This window comes from Streptococcus sp. SK140 (assembly GCF_000259525.1).
Lineage (GTDB): Bacteria > Bacillota > Bacilli > Lactobacillales > Streptococcaceae > Streptococcus.
Genome location: NZ_AJML01000032.1, coordinates 44243 through 64286 on the forward strand (window position 1 = coordinate 44243; position 20044 = coordinate 64286).

General features: G+C 40.1%; 21 protein-coding genes, 1 tRNA gene and 1 pseudogene. 6 read left to right on the forward strand and 17 right to left on the reverse strand.

The annotated features are described in order from the left end of the window. Positions 1–3: 3 nt before the first annotated feature. The 7 genes from HMPREF1116_RS08955 to HMPREF1116_RS08985 all read right to left on the reverse strand — a co-directional run bounded on the left by HMPREF1116_RS08955 (position 4) and on the right by HMPREF1116_RS08985 (position 4915). On the reverse strand, positions 4–747 hold the full coding sequence (locus HMPREF1116_RS08955; RefSeq protein ID WP_001188218.1) for a 16S rRNA (uracil(1498)-N(3))-methyltransferase: 744 nt from the start codon (positions 745–747) through the stop codon (positions 4–6). 1 nt (position 748) lies between these two features. Then, entirely contained in the window at positions 749–1699 is a 951-nt protein-coding gene (prmA, locus tag HMPREF1116_RS08960; protein WP_007555662.1) for a 50S ribosomal protein L11 methyltransferase, read from the reverse strand. A 137-nt stretch (positions 1700–1836) separates the two neighbouring features. Beyond that, on the reverse strand, positions 1837–2310 hold the full coding sequence (locus HMPREF1116_RS08965; RefSeq protein ID WP_000631888.1) for a GNAT family N-acetyltransferase: 474 nt from the start codon (positions 2308–2310) through the stop codon (positions 1837–1839). Beyond that, the gene (locus tag HMPREF1116_RS08970; protein WP_000421367.1) at positions 2307–2741 is read right to left on the reverse strand and encodes an NUDIX hydrolase; all 435 of its coding nucleotides are present in this window, start codon (positions 2739–2741) and stop codon (positions 2307–2309) included. The genes HMPREF1116_RS08965 and HMPREF1116_RS08970 overlap by 4 nt, the downstream gene beginning before the upstream one ends. A gap of 49 nt (positions 2742–2790) precedes the next feature. Continuing rightward, positions 2791–3324 (reverse strand): hypothetical protein, encoded by a 534-nt coding sequence (locus tag HMPREF1116_RS08975; RefSeq protein ID WP_000939494.1) that lies wholly within the window; start codon positions 3322–3324, stop codon positions 2791–2793. A 28-nt stretch (positions 3325–3352) separates the two neighbouring features. Continuing rightward, positions 3353–4426: a M50 family metallopeptidase gene (locus HMPREF1116_RS08980; protein ID WP_000719481.1), complete on the reverse strand. Its 1074-nt coding sequence runs from the start codon at positions 4424–4426 to the stop codon at positions 3353–3355. Between the two features lie 18 nt (positions 4427–4444). Next, a complete protein-coding gene (locus tag HMPREF1116_RS08985) occupies positions 4445–4915 on the reverse strand; it encodes a DUF3013 family protein (protein WP_000257134.1) in 471 nt (156 codons plus the stop codon). A 115-nt stretch (positions 4916–5030) separates the two neighbouring features. Here HMPREF1116_RS08985 and HMPREF1116_RS08990 point away from each other — a divergent pair, with 115 nt between their 5' ends. From HMPREF1116_RS08990 to HMPREF1116_RS09005, 4 genes are all read left to right on the forward strand, one after another. After that, the gene (locus HMPREF1116_RS08990) at positions 5031–6302 is read left to right on the forward strand and encodes a replication-associated recombination protein A (protein ID WP_001113197.1); all 1272 of its coding nucleotides are present in this window, start codon (positions 5031–5033) and stop codon (positions 6300–6302) included. A gap of 262 nt (positions 6303–6564) precedes the next feature. Next, positions 6565–6637 (forward strand) — tRNA-Lys (locus HMPREF1116_RS08995). Positions 6638–6732: 95 nt separating this feature from the next. Next, positions 6733–7149, forward strand: coding sequence for a helix-turn-helix domain-containing protein (locus HMPREF1116_RS09000; RefSeq protein ID WP_225305933.1), 417 nt, complete (start codon positions 6733–6735; stop codon positions 7147–7149). 218 nt (positions 7150–7367) lie between these two features. Next, complete coding sequence (locus HMPREF1116_RS09005; protein ID WP_000672741.1) at positions 7368–7883, forward strand: HdeD family acid-resistance protein; 516 nt, start codon at positions 7368–7370, stop codon at positions 7881–7883. A 545-nt stretch (positions 7884–8428) separates the two neighbouring features. Here HMPREF1116_RS09005 and HMPREF1116_RS09010 read toward each other — a convergent pair. After that, positions 8429–8770: pseudogene (locus tag HMPREF1116_RS09010) on the reverse strand (T6SS immunity protein Tdi1 domain-containing protein); the annotation flags it as partial. Between the two features lie 102 nt (positions 8771–8872). On the opposite strand from HMPREF1116_RS09010, the gene HMPREF1116_RS09015 reads away from it, so the two are divergent. Together HMPREF1116_RS09015 and HMPREF1116_RS09020 are read left to right on the forward strand one after the other, a co-directional pair. Then, positions 8873–9715 carry an aldo/keto reductase gene (locus HMPREF1116_RS09015; RefSeq protein WP_000451351.1) on the forward strand — a complete coding sequence of 281 codons (843 nt, stop codon included), beginning with the start codon at positions 8873–8875 and terminating at the stop codon, positions 9713–9715. 163 nt (positions 9716–9878) lie between these two features. Next, positions 9879–11024, forward strand: a complete 1146-nt coding sequence (locus HMPREF1116_RS09020; protein ID WP_000209256.1) for a low temperature requirement protein A — start codon at positions 9879–9881, stop codon at positions 11022–11024. 664 nt (positions 11025–11688) lie between these two features. Here HMPREF1116_RS09020 and HMPREF1116_RS09025 read toward each other — a convergent pair. From HMPREF1116_RS09025 to HMPREF1116_RS09065, 9 genes are all read right to left on the reverse strand, one after another. Then, entirely contained in the window at positions 11689–12777 is a 1089-nt protein-coding gene (locus HMPREF1116_RS09025; protein ID WP_000780216.1) for an AI-2E family transporter, read from the reverse strand. A 9-nt stretch (positions 12778–12786) separates the two neighbouring features. Next, positions 12787–14076, reverse strand: a complete 1290-nt coding sequence (locus HMPREF1116_RS09030; protein WP_000411456.1) for a hypothetical protein — start codon at positions 14074–14076, stop codon at positions 12787–12789. Positions 14077–14583: 507 nt separating this feature from the next. Then, entirely contained in the window at positions 14584–15141 is a 558-nt protein-coding gene (locus HMPREF1116_RS09035; protein ID WP_000753298.1) for a hypothetical protein, read from the reverse strand. 219 nt (positions 15142–15360) lie between these two features. After that, complete coding sequence (gene queA / locus HMPREF1116_RS09040) at positions 15361–16389, reverse strand: tRNA preQ1(34) S-adenosylmethionine ribosyltransferase-isomerase QueA (RefSeq protein ID WP_001095263.1); 1029 nt, start codon at positions 16387–16389, stop codon at positions 15361–15363. 39 nt (positions 16390–16428) lie between these two features. Beyond that, a complete protein-coding gene (locus HMPREF1116_RS09045) occupies positions 16429–17337 on the reverse strand; it encodes a LysR family transcriptional regulator (protein WP_025171295.1) in 909 nt (302 codons plus the stop codon). Positions 17338–17664: 327 nt separating this feature from the next. Next, positions 17665–17895: a GlsB/YeaQ/YmgE family stress response membrane protein gene (locus HMPREF1116_RS09050; RefSeq protein ID WP_000901563.1), complete on the reverse strand. Its 231-nt coding sequence runs from the start codon at positions 17893–17895 to the stop codon at positions 17665–17667. Between the two features lie 9 nt (positions 17896–17904). Further along, positions 17905–19146 (reverse strand): aminopeptidase, encoded by a 1242-nt coding sequence (locus tag HMPREF1116_RS09055; protein WP_000243967.1) that lies wholly within the window; start codon positions 19144–19146, stop codon positions 17905–17907. Positions 19147–19168: 22 nt separating this feature from the next. After that, the gene (locus HMPREF1116_RS12155; RefSeq protein ID WP_000776639.1) at positions 19169–19321 is read right to left on the reverse strand and encodes a hypothetical protein; all 153 of its coding nucleotides are present in this window, start codon (positions 19319–19321) and stop codon (positions 19169–19171) included. Positions 19322–19334: 13 nt separating this feature from the next. Continuing rightward, the gene (locus HMPREF1116_RS09065) at positions 19335–20012 is read right to left on the reverse strand and encodes a hypothetical protein (RefSeq protein ID WP_000970260.1); all 678 of its coding nucleotides are present in this window, start codon (positions 20010–20012) and stop codon (positions 19335–19337) included. Between the last annotated feature and the right edge of the window lie 32 nt (positions 20013–20044).

Here is a 20044-nt window from a genome sequence, read left to right on the forward strand (position 1 = left end):
CTCTCATTTCTCTAATTCTAATAAAACACTAAGGGCTGACAGGGCATAAAGCGGTGCTGTTTCTGCTCGCAAAATACGAGGACCAAGACCTGCAAGGACTGCTCCTTTGGCTTCAAAACTTTCAATTTCTGCGGGTGAAAGACCACCTTCTGGACCAAAGATAAAGAGCAATTTAGCTCCTTTTTCCAGTCCAGCAACTGCTTGTACAAGTGCGGCTGATTCGCCTTCTTTAGCCGACTCTTCATAAGCCACCACGATGCGGTCAAACTGGCTCAGTTGCGCTAGAAAGTCTGCCTTTTTCTCAAAAAGCGTAATACTTGGGACAAAGTTGCGCTTGCTTTGCTCGGCTGCTCCAAGGGCGATTTTTTCTAGTTTCTCGACTTTTTTCCCTAGTTTTTTACCGTCCCATTTAGCAACTGACCAGTCTGCAGGGAAGGCCCAAATCTGACTGGCACCTAGTTCCGTTACCTTTTGAGTGATAAACTCCAACTTATCTCCCTTGGGAAAACCAGATGCGATAGTCACTTGGACTGGCAGTTCCACATTGTCAGCTAATTCTTCGAGCAATTCAAACTGACGCGCCTCCACATTGACCACGCGCGCCAAACGCTTGATGCCATCATCAAATACTAAAGCGACCTCATCATCTTCTTTCAAGCGCATAACCTGAAACATGTGCTTGCTGGTCTCCTTGTCCTCGATGGTGACAGGTGAGACTGCACTGCCCTTGACAAAATACTGTTGCATACTAGCCTCCAATTACACCGGAGATATCCTTGGTCTTCTTGAAGACACAAGCATTCCACTCTCCTTGGATCATGTGGGTTTCAAGGAAAAATCCAGCCGCTTCTGCTGACTCACGGACCATGTCCCACTTGTCCTTGATAATGCCACTCATGATGAGGTAGCCTTCATCCTTGACCAAGCGATAAGCATCCTCCGTCAGATGAATAAGGATATCCGCTAAGATATTGGCCACGATAACATCTGCCTCAATTTCCACTCCTTTAAGCAAATCGCCTGGGGCTACATGGATGTTTTCCATACCAGGATTGAGCTCAATATTTTCCTGAGCGACACGAACCGCCACATCGTCCAGGTCATAGGCAAAAATTTCCTTGGCACCTAGAAGGGAGCTAGCAATAGAAAGAACCCCTGAACCAGTCCCTACATCTAGCACTGTTTCACCACCACGAAGAACTTGTTCCAAGGCAAAGAGGCTCATCTTGGTTGTTGGGTGGGTCCCTGTCCCAAAGGCCATACCAGGGTCCAGCTTGATAATTTTTTCTCCCGCTGTTGCCTCATAGTCCGTCCATGACGGTACGATGGTTAGGTCATGGGTGATGCGTGCCGGTTCATAATACTTCTTCCAGTTGTCCGCCCAGTCTTCCTCAGCCAAAGCAGTCGTCCCCATTTTGACTTCTCCTAAGTCCATAAAGTCAGTTAATTCTGCTAAGCGAGCCTTCAAATCTGCTTCAACTGCCGCTACATCAACCGTTTCCGGATAGTAGGCGGTCACCACAATTTCTTCTTGTTGCTCGACCTCAGGGAAAATCTCACCGAAGCGGTCCACATTTCCAACATAGTCCATGCTATCTTCAATTGCTACCCCTTGGGCACCTAACTCAATCAAGAGGTTGGAAACCAACTCCTCTCCCTCACGCTTCACTGTAACTTTTAACTCTTGCCATGTTTCCATCATTAAGATACCAAGCCCGTAAAACACAAAGCCAAAATAGGAAACTCTCTGAAGACGTTTGTGTCTAAGAGAAGTTTATCTTTTTGGCACAGTATTTAGGGCGGGTTCAGTTTAGAAATCTAACCGAACCATCCTTTCTATTTGTCAATCAATTTTTTCATGTAGACCATATCCATGCCTTCTTTTTCAGGCTCAATATGAGTTTGATGGTAGCCATTCTTCTCGTAGAACGCGACCATGCCTGCATCCTGTAACACCGTACACAAATCCCATTGTGTGATGGTTGGAAATTCTTTTTCCAGTAAGCTTAAACCTTTAGATCCATACCCTTTTCCTTGATACTGAGGCAAAATAGCTGCCGTTCCCAACCAAGCATTCGTTAACTCGGCATTGGTCTGAACTCGTAAAAATCCGATGTTTTCTTCATCTTCTTTTACAAAGTAGTAATAGCTATTGGGACGCTCGACTAATTTCCACTTGATTCGTTCGCGATCCTCCAGGTAAGGATCGTATTCATCTTGGTATTTGTCATAGACAGCCTTAAAGCTAGCTCTTTGAATTGCAATAATAGTTTCTAAATCCTCTGCTCCCGCTCGAACAAGTGTTATCATAAACTTTCCTCCAAATAATCCCTCAATCTCCCCTGCAACTGCGGAACTACTTGACTGGATGTCAAAAATTCCTCAATGTTCATCAATTTATAGCCCTGCCCTTCATCTCCAAAGGTGATACTGTCAAACTGATCCTGACTTAACTGACCGACCATAAATACTGACTGTCTGCCTTCACAGAGCATGCTGGGATAGACCTTGCTCCAGAGCAAACAATCTTCATTTAAATGAATGCCTAGTTCCTCATAAACTTCACGCGCTGCGCATTCAAAAGGGCTTTCGTTTCCTTCACGACCACCACCTGGCAACTCCCACATATTTGGCCAAGGGATATCGTCTTTGTCATCACGTAAGATAGTCAAGACCTTATCCCCACAAATCAAGGCAATCTTAGAGCCTGTAAAATCCATTCTGCTATCCAATAATTCCATGATATTTACTCTTTCCTATGATAACAACTAGACTCTGTAAAAGACCGAACTAGCCTTCTGCTATTTCCTTTTGACACTCTGCATCCCAGTACGCCTGCCATCTACCATGTTTTTTAGCAAAATAAACCGTAAACTCATCATTTACATAATCTGCAACATAGCGAAGATTAGGAGGATTTTCCTCAAAACTTAATATCCAAGGATGGAAGTAAAATGTCCTTCCCCACTTCTTCTGAGTATAGCCGAGATCCTTAGCATACTGAGGGATGGGTTGGTGCAACTCGCTTTCCAAATGGGACTGAATGGCATTGTCAAAACTATTCAAACGAGCTAATAGTTGCTGAAACTGCTCTTCTTCCTCCGTCTTAAAACCAACTAGAAATTCAAATTCCGCAAAATCTTCAGGAAATTCAAGTTCTGTGATTTTCCCATCCTCAGCATAGCGTCCTTCCTCATTAACAAGGCGACGAGTTCCTGACTTCAATACTCTCTCGAAATCTAGATCCGCAAAGCGATTGCGGGGAAGGAACGACTCACGTTCTTGGGATTTTTTACTAAATAACCGCTTAAATTTCTGAAGCATCGGACAGCTCCCTTTTCTATTTCTCAGCTCACTGAGTCTCTTCTTCCTGTATGGCTTGTTCCAACTCATCTAACCACTGCTGGTAGTAGGATTTCTCATCCCGTAACATCCGACTACTATCCATTTTCTGTCTAGCAATCTTCATAGCCTTGTGAGTTTGAACTACATCTTTCTTTACCTTAAATTGATACCAAGCTTGAATGACCTGCATATCTGCTGTTTTTAGAGATAAAAAGGATTTGACCCCTCGAATACTTGCATATTCTTCCGCTTTCTTATTATCTCCTTCTATCAGAGCAATTTGAAGAAGGTATAATTGAGAAATAGTTTTAGACATTGGATTATCTGTTTTCTCTAACACAGACTGAAACTGTTGCTTTGCAAGCTCTATATTATCATCCAATATGAATACCAATCCCTGAAGAGTCTGAACACTTTCTGCAAAACTCCCTCTCACATCCTCATCAACAGACATGATAAAGTCTTTTAAATCATATTCTTGAGGAGCTAGCAAGGTCTGGGCAGAATGCCTCAACATCAGGTAGGCGTATTTCGTATTTTCAGGGTGTTGTCTCAATTCCCAAATTTTCGCTCCATCGGTGATGCCGACTGGCAAAGCATTGTTTAGAAAGAAAGACAAATTCAAAAAAATCCAAGTACCAGCAAAATACCAACTTCTTGTCAAAAATCCAAACAATATCGCCAATAACATCAAGCTGATATGAACCAGCAAGCCTCCTGAAAGCATCAAGATGATTCTTTGATCACTTTCATTCTCTTTTAAACCAATATACTGAGCACCAACATTTTTTATAACTGCTGTTCGACTAAGATGAAGCCTTCCTGACTTTTTTGTTAAAAGAAAGTTCCCTAATCCAAAAGCCACCAGCCGATAGCCTGTCAAGTAGCCACAAAAAGCATGTCCCAGCTCATGGAGAATAAAGATTAAATACATGCTTAGAAGAGCGAAGGCATAACCAAAAGTAAAAACTAAAACTGCGGAATACCCCAACTCTGCAAATGCGATTGTTCCACAAGCAAAAGCCAGCATAATAAAGATAACAGCTAGCGCATAAACCAAATAAATCCCAATTTTCTTCATAAAATCTCCAACCAACTCCTAATACCTCGGATAAGGGTAAAATTCTCCCTCTTCCAAGCCAACCTTTCCTTCTTCAAAGACTTCTTGGTTCCATTCCATGACGAATTCTTCTGCTTCTGAGTCTTCCAAAAAGTCCATGAGGGCATCTAGTCCAACCTCTGCAGTATCTTTAAGAAATAGCGCAAAATAAGCTAAAAACTCACGAGAAAAACCTTTCTTCGGCAAATAAGGGATAACTGCCAGATAGTCTTCTGCATTAACTGTTGACTTGGCAGGGTTGTAAAAAAGTACCGCTTCTTCAAAAAGGATATCATCTGACGAAACCTCTCCGTCTTCATCTAACATCTCCACCCCTGCAGAATTTTGCGCCTCAAGCAGAAAACTCACTTCAACCGCATGATTACGCTTGTCCCAACTAATCTCATAATCAAAAGGAAAGTTCTTGTCCAACTCTTCTTGTAAAACATCTAAAAATCCATATGTTGCCATTTTGTCCTCTTTCTATACGACTCTTCAATCGCCCCGAATACTCGGAAATATGCTAAAATAGATACTACCATATTACCACATTCGTATCAGAAAATCCATGTTAGAAAGGGCTGCTATGCCAGACAATCTCGCGCTTCGTATGCGCCCCAAAACCATCGACCAGGTCATCGGTCAGGAGCATCTAGTTGGACCAGGCAAGATTATCCGCCGTATGGTGGAAGCCAATCGCCTATCCTCTATGATACTATACGGACCTCCAGGCATCGGAAAAACCAGTATCGCTTCAGCCATCGCTGGAACGACCAAGTATGCTTTTCGGACCTTCAATGCAACTGTTGATAGTAAAAAACGCCTCCAAGAAATCGCTGAGGAAGCTAAATTCTCAGGTGGCCTTGTACTGCTACTAGACGAGATTCATCGTCTTGACAAGACTAAACAAGACTTTCTCTTGCCTCTCCTAGAAAGTGGACTGGTCATCATGATCGGGGCGACAACTGAAAATCCTTTCTTTTCTGTCACTCCAGCCATCCGCAGTCGTGTTCAGATTTTTGAGTTGGAACCCTTGTCTAACCAAGATGTCAAAGAAGCCGTTCAAATCGCCCTGACTGACCCTGAACGAGGTTTTGATTTCCCTGTTGAGTTAGATGATGATGCCCTTGATTTTATCGCAACATCTACCAATGGAGATCTCCGTTCTGCCTTCAATTCGCTTGATTTGGCAGTTCTCTCCACCCCAGAAAATGATGACGGTGTCCGTCACATCACGCTCGACATCATGGAAAATAGTCTTCAGAGAAGCTACATCACTATGGACAAGGATGGAGACGGACACTATGATGTTCTATCTGCCCTACAAAAATCCATCCGTGGATCCGATGTCGATGCTAGTCTCCACTATGCTGCTCGCTTGATAGAGGCTGGTGACCTTCCTAGCCTAGCTCGTCGTTTGACTGTGATTGCTTATGAAGATATTGGCTTAGCCAATCCCGAAGCTCAGATTCATACCGTAACTGCTTTGGATGCTGCCCAAAGGATCGGTTTCCCAGAAGCCCGCATCCTCATCGCCAATGTCGTCATTGATCTGGCACTTTCACCTAAGTCTAACTCAGCCTATGTGGCTATAGATAAGGCCTTGGCTGACCTTAAAACATCGGGGCATCTGCCGATTCCACGTCACTTGCGAGATGGACATTATAGCGGCAGCAAGGAACTAGGGAACGCCCAAAATTATCTCTATCCACATAATTATCCTGGTCACTGGGTCAATCAAGAGTACTTGCCAGAAAAAATCCGTGACCATCACTACTTTTCTCCAGAAGATAGTGGAAAATACGAACGCGCCCTGGCTCAACGCAAGGAAACCATTGATAAATTACGAAACTTGTGAAATCCTTTTCAAAATTTTTAATTTTCCCTTGATTTTTTTTGAAAAAGTGGTATCATATAATCATAGAAACGCTGTGGTGTACGACTTCACATTTAAGTGTTGACCGACTATTTTTTGTATTATTAGGGAAACAAAAGTCTTCTAACAGCATGTAGGCCGTCTCACACGGAAACAGCTTCAGTTAGAGCGAGTTGCCCACCTGCTTAATTGCGCGGGTTCAATACAAACCGTGAAGTTTCGGCACCAATACAGCTTTTTATTTGCCTCCTTAGCTCAGTTGGTAGAGCAGTAGACTCTTAATCTATGGGTCGCAGGTTCGAGCCCTGCAGGGGGCATCTAAATCAACAGGAAAAAGCCTTGATTTATAAGGCTTTTTTGCTTGTCTATAACTGATTTGCCCCATCATTTGCCCCACATTTTTTTATGAGCAATCTTTCCAGACATCTCTGATTACGAAAAACAAAAAAGCTATCCTACCTTTGCAAATTTGGATAAGATAGCAGAATATTTTAATGCAACTCCAACCCAACTATTTGGAACTAGTAAAGAGATTGAGTTAGAAAAGAGTGTTCTTGAATCTAATGAATACTCTGATAAAGTAAGTGAGATTTTAAAAGCTGTCAAATACATCGAAGATTTTCTAGAAACTGATGGACAGTACTTAGAGGATTTACTTTACTTAACAAGAGGCAACCAACTATACACAGAAGATGGAGATGAGTTGTATATTGATCCAACTTCTCAGAAAAGAACACTTCATAACCAATATGAACCTGGTTTTATTGAAGCAAGGGATAAATCTCCACTAGAACTCTTAATTGAAAATAAGGAATTGTTTGATAAATAGAAAAAGCGAGGATAACCTCGCTTCAGATTGAAGTTAAAATCTTTAGAAGACACTTTTATAAGGACTTTGTCTTCAATCTGTGAAAAGGAGTGAAAACTCCTTTTCTTTTTGTAAGTCAGACTGAAACTTCCAAATTGTTTATTTATTTTATTGACATTTTCTATAAAAATAAGTACAATAGTTTTATTAGAAAACTATACTATATAGGGGGTATTGAAATGAAATTTTCTAATCGTTTACTGCTATTCCTTGCAGGAGTTGTTTTTGTCCTTTTAGGACTTTTCCTATTTACAAACCCAGTAGCTAATCTTGTTGCTTACAGCTGGTGGATTTCATTTGGTTTACTGGTTTCTTCTATAGCAGCTATTTTAGGCTATTTCTCTGCACCAAAAGAGCTTCGCTCACCTGTTTATCTTTTCCAAGGATTTGTTAGTCTTCTCTTAGCTCTTTACCTCGTTGCTTATGGCTTTGTGACCCTGCCGGTCGTCATTCCGACCATTGTAGGAATTTGGTTAATTGTAGAAGCCATTATTGCTTTCTTTAAAGGCATTCGTCTAGGATTGATTTTCCCTATTATTGGTAGCAATATCACGTGGGTAGCCTTGCTTGAATTTTTACTAGGTCTAGTGATTCTGTTCAATCCAGTGGCTACAGGTGTCTTTGTCGTTTATGTCATTGCCTTTTCATTTTTAGTTACTGGCTTCACCTACATTATTGAGGCCTTTCGTAAATAGTCTAGTTGCTATTTCTATCGCATTCAAAAAAGCTGGGAAATCATATTCTCAGCTTTTTCGTCTCTTTAATTATCACTTTTTCGCATTCCATTCTACGTAGAAATTTGTTTTTCCATTTTATTCTCCAATTTGATCTCGCACTGACATTTATTTATAACAAAACTATATATCTAGAATAGCATAATCATTAGGTATTATAGGTTTTCAAACAAAATACGAGTCATTCGTTTTTGCCCCGCTTTTGCCCCATTTTTAAATCCTGACATTGAAAATACCTAAAAGTATTTCCCTAAAATCAGCTATATTTCAACATTTTTGTTTATTTTCAATATGAAAAGTTCTTACAAATCCATGTAGGGGGTATCTAAATCAACAGGAAAAAGCCTTGATTTATAAGGCTTTTTTGCTTGTCATTTTGTTTTTTGTACCAAATTTTGTACCAAATAATTTATATTCACCAAATTAGAGAGTCTCATCCAAAGACTCGTTATTTATCTCACACTCGTTTTCGTCGAAAAAACCACCGCAAGGGTGGTTCTTTTTTATCAATCGTCAAATACTCCGCCTGTGAGTTGGTACATGAGATAAATGTGTTCCAGGACTTTTACTTTATCCATGTAATCCACATCTTTAAAGCCTCCTAATGCCAAGAGCGGGACAAAACCGAAACATTGGTTATAAGACAGAGCACCATGTTTTGATACAGCTTGTCTATATAAATCCAGTTCAAAGTTATCAGTCACATATGAGTTATCTAAATACTGAAGGAAATATTTCAAGCTCTTTATAATAATGTCGCAGTCTTGAAGGTTATATTTTACAATACCAACAAATTCATTCTCTTCCCAAGTAATAATATCTCCAAAGGCTGTTACGAACATCGGAAAAAGAAGTAAGGAACTATTCATAATAATAGCCGTAGCAAATCTTTGCATTTTTGCCTTATCTTATTTAAGATAGTACTATTAAAAAAAGAAAAGGTGAAAATCATGGAAACATATACACTTGCAAATGGGGTTGCTATTCCTAAAATTGGTTTTGGAACTTGGCAAATTGCTGAAGGCGAAGAAGCCTATAACAGCGTTAGCTTCGCACTTAAGGCGGGTTACACACATATTGATACCGCACAAATTTACGGTAACGAGGTTTCTGTAGGTAAGGCGATTGCTGATAGTGATTTGGCACGTGAGGATATTTTCCTAACTACCAAACTTTGGAATGATAAGCACGATTACGAGTTGGCTAAGACTTCTATCGATGAGTCTCTCGAAAGACTTGGTTTGGATTATTTGGATCTTTTGCTTATCCATTGGCCTAATCCAAAGGCGCTTCGTGAGAATGATGCTTGGAAGTCTGGTAATGCAGGCGCTTGGAAGGCAATGGAAGAAGCCTACAAAGAAGGTAAGGTGCGTGCTATCGGTGTGTCTAACTTTATGCAACATCACCTAGAAGCTCTTCTTGAAACAGCTGAAATTGTGCCACATGTCAATCAAATCCTCTTGGCTCCAGGTTGTGACCAAAAAGACTTAGTTGCCTATTGCCAAGAGCGCGATATCCTTCTTGAAGCCTATAGTCCACTAGGTACAGGTGGTATTTTTGGAAATGAAGATGTTGAAGCAGTGGCTGAACGTAACGGTAAATCTGTGGCACAAGTTGCTCTGCGTTGGAGCCTTCAAAAAGGTTTCTTGCCACTACCTAAGTCTGTGACACCTAAAAATATAAAAGCTAACTTGGATATCTTCGGCTTCGACTTATCAGAGGAAGATATGGCGGTCTTGTATAAGATTCAAGGCATCAAAACTCAGGATGATCCTGACAAAGTTAATTTTTAATAGGATTTTAATCAACTCGTCAGGGTTGCTTTTTCAAGTAAATGACAAAAGAAGTCAAGATTTTGACAATTCGCGCCACATGAAATTATTTAAGCATATCCTTTTCTTTCATTACCATTTTCTGTTATAATGTATTGTATTTCTAAAGTAGAAAGGTATTAATATGACAACTCTTATTAAGCATAAACGTGTAGAATTTTCAGAACTTTTTTATGACCTAGTTTTTGTTTTTGCAATTTCAAAAGTAACTACTTTAATTGAGCATCTTCATAACGGTATTTTGACTTGGAATTCTTTCCTTGATTTTTTCATGGCTGTCTTGGTTCTCACTGATTCATGGATGATTCAAACCGATTATACCAATCGCTATGGAAAGAACTCTTTATTTAACATGGTAATCATGTTTATCAAAATGGGAATTTTACTCTTTATAGCCAATATGATTGGACCTGATTGGCAACAATATTTTCATTATCTCTGTTGGGCTATTGGTACATTAACCCTTACCTTATTTTTTCAATATTTGGTTGAGTTTTTTAAAAAATCAACCGATAATGTTCATAGGGAAAGTATCAAAGGTTTTCTATGGATAACAGGTCTACGAAGTTTAGAAATCTATCTAGCAGCTCTTCTTCCTATTTACATTGGAGTCTATATCCTTTATGCTAGTATTCTGCTAACATTTATTATGCCAAGTATCTTGCTTAATAAAGATAAGCATTACCAGGTAAATCTCCCCCATTTAATCGAGCGCATCTCCCTTCTTGTCATTATTACGTTTGGAGAGATGATTATGAATCTAGCTAACTTCTTTACAATCGAGAATTTCTCGATTTATTCGGTTCTTTATTTCATTATTATGATTTCTCTGTTCTTGTTTTATTTTGGTCAATTCGACCATGCTATTGATGAAAAATCTAATCAAAAGGGACTATTTCTAATTTACAGTCACTATCCTATTTTCATTGGACTTATGATGATGACTGTATCGATGAGTTTTCTTCAGAATCCTGAAGCTAATCGTCTCTTTGCAACCAGCTTCTCTTATATCGGATTTGGCCTCTTTCAAGCTGCTGTCCTAGTAAATGGGCCCTATAACAAACACTATCTTCGCTATTCGAAAAGTTACTACTGTGTCCAAGCGACACTCTATCTGGCTGCCTTTATTCTCTCTTTAATCTTTGCTTCTAATCCTATAATAGTAGTGAGTATAACAACCATTTTAGCTCTAGCTATAGCCATTCATTTTATTTATTTTTATGTGACACAGAATAAAAAATATTCCAAATCTAACTGGGGGATATTTTAATGAGTTTATAACATTAAAAAGCTTTGGGAACCAAGGCTTTTTTTTCATTAATTTGTTTTTCCATTTTATCCTCCGATTTGAACTCGCACTGACATTTATTTATAACAACACTATATATCTAGTATGGCATAATCATTAGGTATTATAGGTTTTCAAACCAAATGTGAGTCATTCGTTTTTGCCCCACTTTTGCCCCATTTTTAAATCCTGACATTGAAAACACCTAAAAGTATTTCCCTAAAATCAGCTATATTTCAACATTTTTGTTTATTTTCAATATGAAAAGTTCTTACAAATTCATGTAGGGGGCATCTAAATCAACAGGAAAAAGCCTTAAAATCAAGGCTTTTTTTGCTGTCCAATAGCTTTTTATAGCAAATCATTATAAAGGTTTTCTAACCTTATCCAACTTATCATTTATTCTCAATCAATTGCTAGTAGTGTTTGATAAGGCCAACTGTTTTTTACAATAGAGAGCTAGTCTATAATTAACTAAACTATACTAATTTGTGCCCATATTACATGGCCAATCCGCATAGAGATTAAAATGGGCTATTATGAATTCATAAATTTTCGCAACGGAACAAGAGCAAGTCATTTAGAAATAAAAGAGAAGAGAATCTTTCACTCTCTTCTTAGTATATCTTATTAAATTCAGTCTTTCTCAATCTACCTGATTTTCCTTTGCAACGACAAATTCTTTAACCAATCGATAGATAACAGCAAATATGGGTGTAAAGAATATCATTCCAAGCAGTCCGAAAAGATTCCCTCCAATACTAGCTGCTGCAAGTGTGAAGAGAGCTGGTAAGCCGATAGATTGACCCACAACTTTGGGATAGATAAGGTTTCCCTCAATCAGCTGTATAATTTGATAAAGAAGGATAGACAGTAAAGCTTGACTTGGACTGACTGTAAAGATAAAAATCGCTCCTAGCACACAAGCAATCATAGGACCAACATAAGGAATGAAAGACAGCACTCCTGCAAAGATACCTGTCATTACCCCATAAGGTAGTCCAAATAGGCTATAGCCAACCGCTACCATAACTCCTATGATGACTGCTTCAATTAGCTGACTCATCAAAAACTGATCATAAGTTTCTAGTCCTATTTGTCCGATGTAAGCCAACTTTGTCACTACCTTCTCTGGAAGTAAGACTTTCAGAAGTCGGCTCGTCATCGCTGCCAAATGTTCCTTACTGGATAAAAATGAAAAGGTAAAGACTATAACCAGGAAGGCATTCATCATACTTGAAAAAATATTGCTGATATTACTAGTTAGACCAGATAAGAAGCCTATCAAAGCTTGGCTAATAGAGCTAGACTGTCCCTGTATTCCTGATACAACAGTTGACAACATGTCTTTGGTCACAAATTCCGAACTTTCAAGTAATTCCCCTAGTTGAGAGAGGACTGTTGAAAGTACTGTTCCCAGTTGACTAATAGTCAGAGCTAGGGTTGGTAACACCAAAACCAAAATACCAATCACGATTAAGATAAGAGTTAGGAAAACAAGTACCATGGCAATCGGACGACGCAACTCTGGCTTTACCTTCATTTTGACTAGCAATTGTTCAATTTTTTTCATGGGAACATTGAGCACAAAAGCAATAACAGCGCCATAAATCAAGGTTGAAGTCACGTCAAAGAAAGAGATTGCTCCTGATATAAAGCTCGACGCATTCAGAATCACAAGAGCAACCAGCCCTATAAAAAGGATTAACGGGGTGTATTTTCTAACTAACTTCATAAATTCTCCTTAATAAACATGTTTAGATACGACTATACTATTTGGTTTTTCAAACTCTCGGTCAAGGTAGGCTTGGTAAGTTCCTGGTGCGATAAATCCTTTTGGTGAAAGAATATCTGTTCCAGCTTGACCGACTATGGTATCAGCCAAGAGCACACAGTTTGTGGACAAGACAAAGTAGGATTTAAACTTAGATTTGATAAATTTATACAGTTCCCCATCCGTCTCATGTCTGATTTTATAAGCGTAGGTGTAGTCTTCCTTACCATCTTCCGTTTTAATTTTATCTGCGCTTGGCTCCCAAGGAATCGTTAGTTGTTTTAATTCAGCTAATTTTTCCTGAACCGCTTCTTCCATTTCCGGTGTCAAATCTATTCCGTAACCAAATAGCGTTTTTTGACTCTCCCGTTTACATAAGTCAATGTACTTATCACGGTCGCAAAAATATAAAACACCATCTCCAACCATACCAAATAAGGTCTCAGATGACGGATCATAGTTTCCATAAGAAATCACACGTCCTTGATAACAAAGGTCCACATGACCAATAGCTGAAAATAGAGAAGTCTCCGCTGTATGAACGAAAATTTCAAGATCTGCTGTCTTACCAAACTTCACCATTCCAAGATAGATTTCCTCTTCCTCATCAGCATTTTCCTGCATGAATTTATTGATTTTTGCTAAAGTACTTGCAGGGATGAGAGCGGCTAGGGCAAGAGGTAAGCTCATTCTGACACGACGTTTGAGATGGTTTTTCCCAATTTCCTTTTCAAATAAGAAACCGTCACGGATATTGGACACACCATAAAGGCAAAAATAAGCCCCTAAAACAAAGAGTTGAAAGACAGAATTTCCCGTAGAGGACAAAAGACTAGTCCCACCAAGAAAAACTAGTACGAGACCATCTAGTAAGAAACGAAAACGAGGTCGAATTTTGTTTTTGCGGTAGAGAACATAGGTGACAAGGTTGATACTAGCATGAAAAATCTGATAAATTCCAATCACAAGAGCCAAAATATAAATTGGCACATCAGTAGCAAGATTCGAGCCTAGCAAATATCCCATCACTAACAATTTAACCAGTGCAACTCCCAAGGTGTCCGTTGACTGACTTTTTTTGAAAATACGTAATACTAAATCTAAGACCGTTGCTATCCAAGCTAAAAACAGAACCAGTCGAATAACCGTCACTGGCAACCAAGTTCCCGTGACCATCAAGATAAGACCTAGCAGAACAAACAAGAAACCCTGAACAAGTAATTTCTTACCTGTCAGACCTAAAGAAAGAATTTTTTCCATAAAAGACCTTTCAAAAATAATAATTAAGCCCTTTGATCAAATTGACTGGTAAATAGCTGACGGCACAAACAGCCTGTGCCAGCAAGACATGGCGACTGACTGTAGCAATGTCACCATCTTGTCTTTTGCACTTCTGAAATTTGTTTTATTGAGTCGAAATCAGAGCTTTTAAAAACTAGCTAAACTTGAAAGCTAACCACAATTGCTAGATAAAAAAGGTGCAACCAATCCTTCTTGTAAAGGTAGGAAAGAATTATATCCATTCCATTAATTATTTATATATTACCTATTGTGACACAATACTCACTATAATTCAACTTTTTACTTATTTCAATAGTTTTGATTATTTTCAACATGAAAACTCTTCAAAAATTATGCAGGGGCATCTAAACAACAGGAAAAAGTCTTGGAATCAAGGCTTTTTTACTTGTCAAATCAATCTCATCCATACTTTTCACCACTCAAAAAGCGAGCCGTCGATTTGGCTCATTTTTTCTTTTTTCATTCTTAATTTCGGTAAAAATGACTATCTTTGTCGCTTGGTGATTGGCCGATTGCCAAGACGTCTTGGCTGCCATCCGTACCTGTCAATTCATTTGCTACACCTGCTGGTGTAAAGATAAGGCGTGCACCTTCTCCACCATCGACAAGATGGATTCCTGTTGAGTAGTAGCCATCTTTTTCCTCTACTTGGCCCATTTCATACTGGAAGGTTCCTTTTGAACTTTGAATGGTCACGATTCCATCAGCTGTGACTGTAGCAGTTGTTCCAGCATAGTTTTCCCATGTTCCAAGAAATTTTGCGTAAGCTTCTGGCGACTTTTTCTTCTCTTCCTTCTTATCCGTTTGAGTGCTTGCGGAACTTGATGGACTCGTTTCAGACTTCGGCTCCTCTTTTTGACTAGCTTCTGTTTTACTTGATGACTCCTTAGTTACTTTAGAGGAAGAAGCCTCTTTGCTTGAAGATGCTGTAGTTTTTTCAGTATTTCCTCCACAAGCAGCAAGTGTCACCACAGCCAACAAGGCAAGAGCTGAAAGACTGGTGTAGCTCAATGTTTTTTTCATGATAATCTCCTTTTAAAATGATGACCCAGTTTAGTCTGAGTCTAAAATGGCTAGTCCGAAATTACATATATTTTTGACGGCCAAGCCCTAGTCTTCAGTGTATCATTTATTTGTCTATAATTCAATAGTTATTTTGGTAACTTTGTGTAAGATCAAGCAAAAAACTGATCCAAGAATGAATCAGTCTCTCTTTATATCTTCTTTGATTTTTCAAAAGCTTTAATAGATAAACATGGCATCGCCAAAGCTAAAGAAACGGTATTTTTGGTCGATAGCATGTTGGTAGGCTTCTAAGACCAATTCACGGCCTGCAAAGGCAGAAACGAGCATGACCAAGGTAGACTTAGGCAAATGGAAATTCGTAGAAAAAGCATCCACAACCTTCCAGTCATAGCCTGGTTTGATAAAGATATTGGTCCAGCCAGAGTCTGCTTGGATTTGCCCATCAAACTTGCTTCCGATGGTTTCTAGTGTACGGATAGAGGTTGTTCCAACCGCAATGACACGACCCCCATTTTCTTTGACCTGTCGCAAGGTCGCAGCAGCTTCTTCAGACAATTGATAAAACTCTGAGTGCATCTCGTGCTCATCCAGATTATCTACGGAAACAGGTCTAAAGGTCCCAAGTCCAACGTGCAAGGTCAGGTAGACTAGGTGAACCCCTTTTTGCTGGATTTCTTCCAGTAATTCCTTGGTAAAATGCAGGCCTGCAGTTGGGGCAGCCGCTGAGCCGCTCTCCTTGGCATAGACTGTCTGGTAACGTTCACGGTCATCCAACTTTTCATGGATATAAGGAGGCAGTGGCATTTCTCCAAGACTTTCAAGTACTTCTAGGAAAATTCCTTCATATTCAAAACGCACAATACGGCCACCATGGGTCAATTCCTCAGTCACAACTGCGCTTAGCCGACCATCGCCAAAGACAACTCTAGCTCCGACCTTGAGACGTTTAGCAGGTTTTGCCAAGACTTCCCATTCGTCTCCTGCTGTATTTTTCAAGAGCAAGAGTTCAACATGGCCCCCTGTTTCTTCCTTTTGACCATGAAGTCGCGCTGGTAGTACGCGGGTGTCATTCATAACCAGGGCATCACCTGGCTCTAGCATTTCAATAATAGAGTGAAAATGGCGATCTTGAAATTCCCCTGTTTTGCGATTGACTATCAAGAGTTTAGAGGCATCGCGCTTTTCCAGAGGTGTTTGTGCAATCAACTCCTCAGGCAAGTGAAAATCAAAATCATTGGTATTCATTGTAGTCATATTTCCTTTTCTTTTCTAATGTACTTACGATTAGCTATCAAAACGAACTTCTTCAAGCAAATACTCGATGAAGCGTTCACCCATCTTAGATAAGCTAGTTTTCTCATGCTGGATATAAACCAGCTCAATCGGATCATCAATATCAAGTGGAATCGAAACAATATTGTCTCCATTGAGGTTACTATTAAGGATACCAGTCGCGATGGTATAGCCGTCCAAACCAATCAAGAGATTGAACAAGGTCGCACGGTCACTAACAACGATGGATTTCTTGTGGTGTTCCTGAGACAAAATCTCCTCTGAGAAATAGAAGGAATTATGGGTTCCTTGATCATAGCTCAAGTAAGGGAAGTCTTCTAGGTCTGCCAACTGCACCTTGTCTTTTTTAGCAAGAGGATTGGTCTTGCTGACAAAGATATGAGGTTGGGCTGTAAAGAGATGGTGAGCAACTAGATGGTTATCATCCAACATCTTAGAAAGGACATCACGGTTATAGCTATTTAAAAAGAGGACTCCGACTTCACTACGGAAGTTCTTGACGTCGTCGATGATTTCCCAGGTTCTGGTTTCACGCAAAAAAAGCTCGTACTTTTCCATATCGCTCTTCTTGAGCAAGGAAACAAAGGCATTGACTACGAAGGCATAGTGTTGCGAAGACACACTAAAAAGCTCACGATGAGCGATTGGGTTCTTATAGCGTTCTTCTAGGAGTTGGGTTTGTTCGACAACCTGACGGGCATAGGACAAAAACTCCATCCCATCACGTGTGAGGGTAATTCCCTTAGGATTTCGGATAAAAATCTCAATCCCCATCTCATTTTCTAGGTCACGAACTGCATTTGATAGACTGGGCTGCGTAATGAAGAGTTGCTTGGCAGCCTCATTCATGGAACCAGTCTCTACAATTTTGATAATATAGTGTAATTGTTGAATTCTCATGCTTTTATTGTACCATACTTGACGCAATATAAAAAGAACCAGTCACTGAAAGCTCTGTGGCTAAGCTTAGATGAGTGCTTTCAAAGGACTTTATCTAGCGACCTAAAAAGAGAGAGTGGGACAGAAATCGGTAATTCGTTAGAATTCGATTTCGTCGTCCCACCTCCGCACAGTTGAGTAGGGCTGTAAAAGCTGATGAAATCAGCGTAGTAGAGGCCACTCAACCACTGCGTCTTGATCGACAATCCAAAGACAATTGAGAGGCTAGGACTTTTGTCCTAGCCTCTCTCTTATTCTTTAGAGTTAATCTGCCTTCTAAAGCGAAACTTAGCTTCCTCTTTCCCAGAAGATGGCTAGTAAAATCATGGCCCCAAGAACTGATGGGATAATGGCTGTACCGCTTAGGCTTGGCCCCCATGCACCAAAGAGTAATTGTCCTAGAAAGGCACCAATCCAGCCGAGAAACATTTTACCGAAGCATCCCATTCGTTCTCCACGATTGGTGATAGCTCCTGCTAGTAGTCCGATTAAAAGCCCGACAAACATACTTCCAAGCATAGTTTCTCCTTAAATTGCCCAATCTCCATTGCGGAAGAGTGGTACGCGTGTTCCATCCTCACGGATACCATCGATATCCATTTGGTTCGAACCAATCATAAAGTCAACGTGAACATCTGAACGGTTAAGTCCTGCAGCTTCAAGCTCTTCTTCGATCATCTCAGCTCCACCAACAACGCTCGTTGCATAGGCTGCACCAATAGCCAAGTGGTTAGAAGCATTTTCATCGAAAAGGGTGTTAAAGAAGGTAATACCTGACTGAGAAATTGGACTTGGATCTGGTACCAAGGCACATTCACCCAAGGCACGCGCACCAGCATTCTTAAAGACGAGGTCCTTCATTACTTGATCACCCTTTTCAGCTGTGATATCAACGATTTGACCATTTTCAAAGGTCACTTTGATGCCTTCGATGATATTTCCATTGTAGCTAAGAGGTTTTGTAGACGTTACATAACCATCTGCGCGACGGAAATCAGGGGCTGTAAAGACCTCTTCTGTTGGCATATTTGGCAAGAAACCTTCGCCTTGAGCATTGATAGCACCGGCTGATTCCCAAACGTGGTTCTTCGGCAAGCCAAGTGTCAAATCAGTTCCAGGTGCTGTGTAGTGAAGGGCTGAGAATTGTTCTTTGTTGAGCATCTCTGCCTTGCTCTTCAAGATAGCTGCATGTTCTTCCCAAGCCTTAACTGGGTCTTCTTCGTAGATACGGCAAGTCTTGAAGATTTGGTCCCAAAGGAGATCCACTGCTTCTTCGTCGCTCGCTGCATTTGGAAAGACCTTCTTAGCCCACTCGAGTCCAGCTGCAGCAGCAACAGTCCAACTAACCTTGTTGGATTGAGTTGCGATACGCATTGGTTTCATGGCAATTCCCATAGCTTTGGCGGAAGCTGAAAGTTTTTCTGCATCAACTCCGTTCAAGGCACCTGGGTCAGAAGAACGAACACCGAGACGACTTGCTTTGTTTTCAAGAAGGTAATTCATCTCAGCAATCTTGTATTCTGGTACATTGTCCAAACGCTCTAGTGGCGCGTGAAGGAATTTCTCACGATTCACAAAGTCATCTGCCCATTGAACGATAACTTCGTGTGCACCAAGTGCATAAGCCTCTTTAACGATTAAGTGAGCCAACTCACGTTGCTCCACATCGATTGAGAGAGCCAAGGTATGACCAGGTTGCACATTCACACCGTTTGCAACCAACAACTTAGCATATTTTTCTAGATTTTCTTTAAAATTTGGTAAAACCATTCTTGTTTTCTCTTTTCTATTTTTATTTTTCTTTCAAAGCAGAAAATAATCCTGCCAAAGCAATAGCACCTGACAAGAGTGCTGTCGATAGAAGAATTGTCTGATCAACAAGTTCTAACTGATATTCAAAAACTTTTTGAGCTGGCTTGTTTTCCGCAAAAATTCTAAGTTTCATCAAATGTCCTTTCTTATTCTTCGTACTCTCCTAGATAGAGACGTTGAGCCTCTGGGCTGTTAGTGAGGATATCTACATAAGTTTCATAGTCATCAAGCAGGGGCTTTCCCAAAGAGATATCTTGTTCTGGATTTATATTTTTCCCATAAAGATAGCAAAGGTAGAGACGCTCATTGAGTGTTGGAAATACTTCAATGGACATGTGTTCAGCCTGACCTACTCGTTCCCAATCCTGTTCTTTGATATCTGGTATGATATAAGCTTGGAAAAGTCCCATAAGTGGATTATCTTCTGGTTGACCACTGTCCTTATCCGCTAGAACTAAAGAACAGCGTCGACCAAAACCAGCAAGTTGGCGCTCACTTCCCTTTACCGAAACAGTAATAGGATGCCCTCCAATATGGCTATAAATCCATTCTTTAGGCAGTTCATAATCTAACAGGGGGTTCACTTCTTTAACAATCGTTACAGGACTATAGCGTAGAAACTGGCGAGTAACAGCCTTACAAAAGAGGATATCCTCCTCTTTCAAGGTCACTCCCTTCCAATTATTTTCCTCGTTAAAATGGTTGAAAAATACCAGATAGGGATCACGCACCATTTGTGCTAATACGTAAACGCCATTTCGCAAACGTATGGAAATAACTTTCCCTGGTTTCCAGGGTGTTGCTCTTTTTTTCTTTTCCATCATGATACAACCTCAAACCTACACAAGACATTTCA

Excerpts from the sequence above, each read along its gene's own strand:
- HMPREF1116_RS08955 (WP_001188218.1), bottom strand. The coding sequence starts at position 747 with ATGCAACAGTATTTTGTCAAGGGCAGTGCAGTCTCACCTGTCACCATC.
- prmA (WP_007555662.1), bottom strand. The coding sequence starts at position 1,699 with ATGGAAACATGGCAAGAGTTAAAAGTTACAGTGAAGCGTGAGGGAGAG.
- HMPREF1116_RS08965 (WP_000631888.1), bottom strand. The coding sequence starts at position 2,310 with ATGATAACACTTGTTCGAGCGGGAGCAGAGGATTTAGAAACTATTATT.
- HMPREF1116_RS08970 (WP_000421367.1), bottom strand. The coding sequence starts at position 2,741 with ATGGAATTATTGGATAGCAGAATGGATTTTACAGGCTCTAAGATTGCC.
- HMPREF1116_RS08975 (WP_000939494.1), bottom strand. The coding sequence starts at position 3,324 with ATGCTTCAGAAATTTAAGCGGTTATTTAGTAAAAAATCCCAAGAACGT.
- HMPREF1116_RS08980 (WP_000719481.1), bottom strand. The coding sequence starts at position 4,426 with ATGAAGAAAATTGGGATTTATTTGGTTTATGCGCTAGCTGTTATCTTT.
- HMPREF1116_RS08985 (WP_000257134.1), bottom strand. The coding sequence starts at position 4,915 with ATGGCAACATATGGATTTTTAGATGTTTTACAAGAAGAGTTGGACAAG.
- HMPREF1116_RS08990 (WP_001113197.1), top strand. The coding sequence starts at position 5,031 with ATGCCAGACAATCTCGCGCTTCGTATGCGCCCCAAAACCATCGACCAG.
- HMPREF1116_RS09005 (WP_000672741.1), top strand. The coding sequence starts at position 7,368 with ATGAAATTTTCTAATCGTTTACTGCTATTCCTTGCAGGAGTTGTTTTT.
- HMPREF1116_RS09015 (WP_000451351.1), top strand. The coding sequence starts at position 8,873 with ATGGAAACATATACACTTGCAAATGGGGTTGCTATTCCTAAAATTGGT.
- HMPREF1116_RS09020 (WP_000209256.1), top strand. The coding sequence starts at position 9,879 with ATGACAACTCTTATTAAGCATAAACGTGTAGAATTTTCAGAACTTTTT.
- HMPREF1116_RS09025 (WP_000780216.1), bottom strand. The coding sequence starts at position 12,777 with ATGAAGTTAGTTAGAAAATACACCCCGTTAATCCTTTTTATAGGGCTG.
- HMPREF1116_RS09030 (WP_000411456.1), bottom strand. The coding sequence starts at position 14,076 with ATGGAAAAAATTCTTTCTTTAGGTCTGACAGGTAAGAAATTACTTGTT.
- HMPREF1116_RS09035 (WP_000753298.1), bottom strand. The coding sequence starts at position 15,141 with ATGAAAAAAACATTGAGCTACACCAGTCTTTCAGCTCTTGCCTTGTTG.
- queA (WP_001095263.1), bottom strand. The coding sequence starts at position 16,389 with ATGAATACCAATGATTTTGATTTTCACTTGCCTGAGGAGTTGATTGCA.
- HMPREF1116_RS09045 (WP_025171295.1), bottom strand. The coding sequence starts at position 17,337 with ATGAGAATTCAACAATTACACTATATTATCAAAATTGTAGAGACTGGT.
- HMPREF1116_RS09050 (WP_000901563.1), bottom strand. The coding sequence starts at position 17,895 with ATGCTTGGAAGTATGTTTGTCGGGCTTTTAATCGGACTACTAGCAGGA.
- HMPREF1116_RS09055 (WP_000243967.1), bottom strand. The coding sequence starts at position 19,146 with ATGGTTTTACCAAATTTTAAAGAAAATCTAGAAAAATATGCTAAGTTG.
- HMPREF1116_RS12155 (WP_000776639.1), bottom strand. The coding sequence starts at position 19,321 with ATGAAACTTAGAATTTTTGCGGAAAACAAGCCAGCTCAAAAAGTTTTT.
- HMPREF1116_RS09065 (WP_000970260.1), bottom strand. The coding sequence starts at position 20,012 with ATGATGGAAAAGAAAAAAAGAGCAACACCCTGGAAACCAGGGAAAGTT.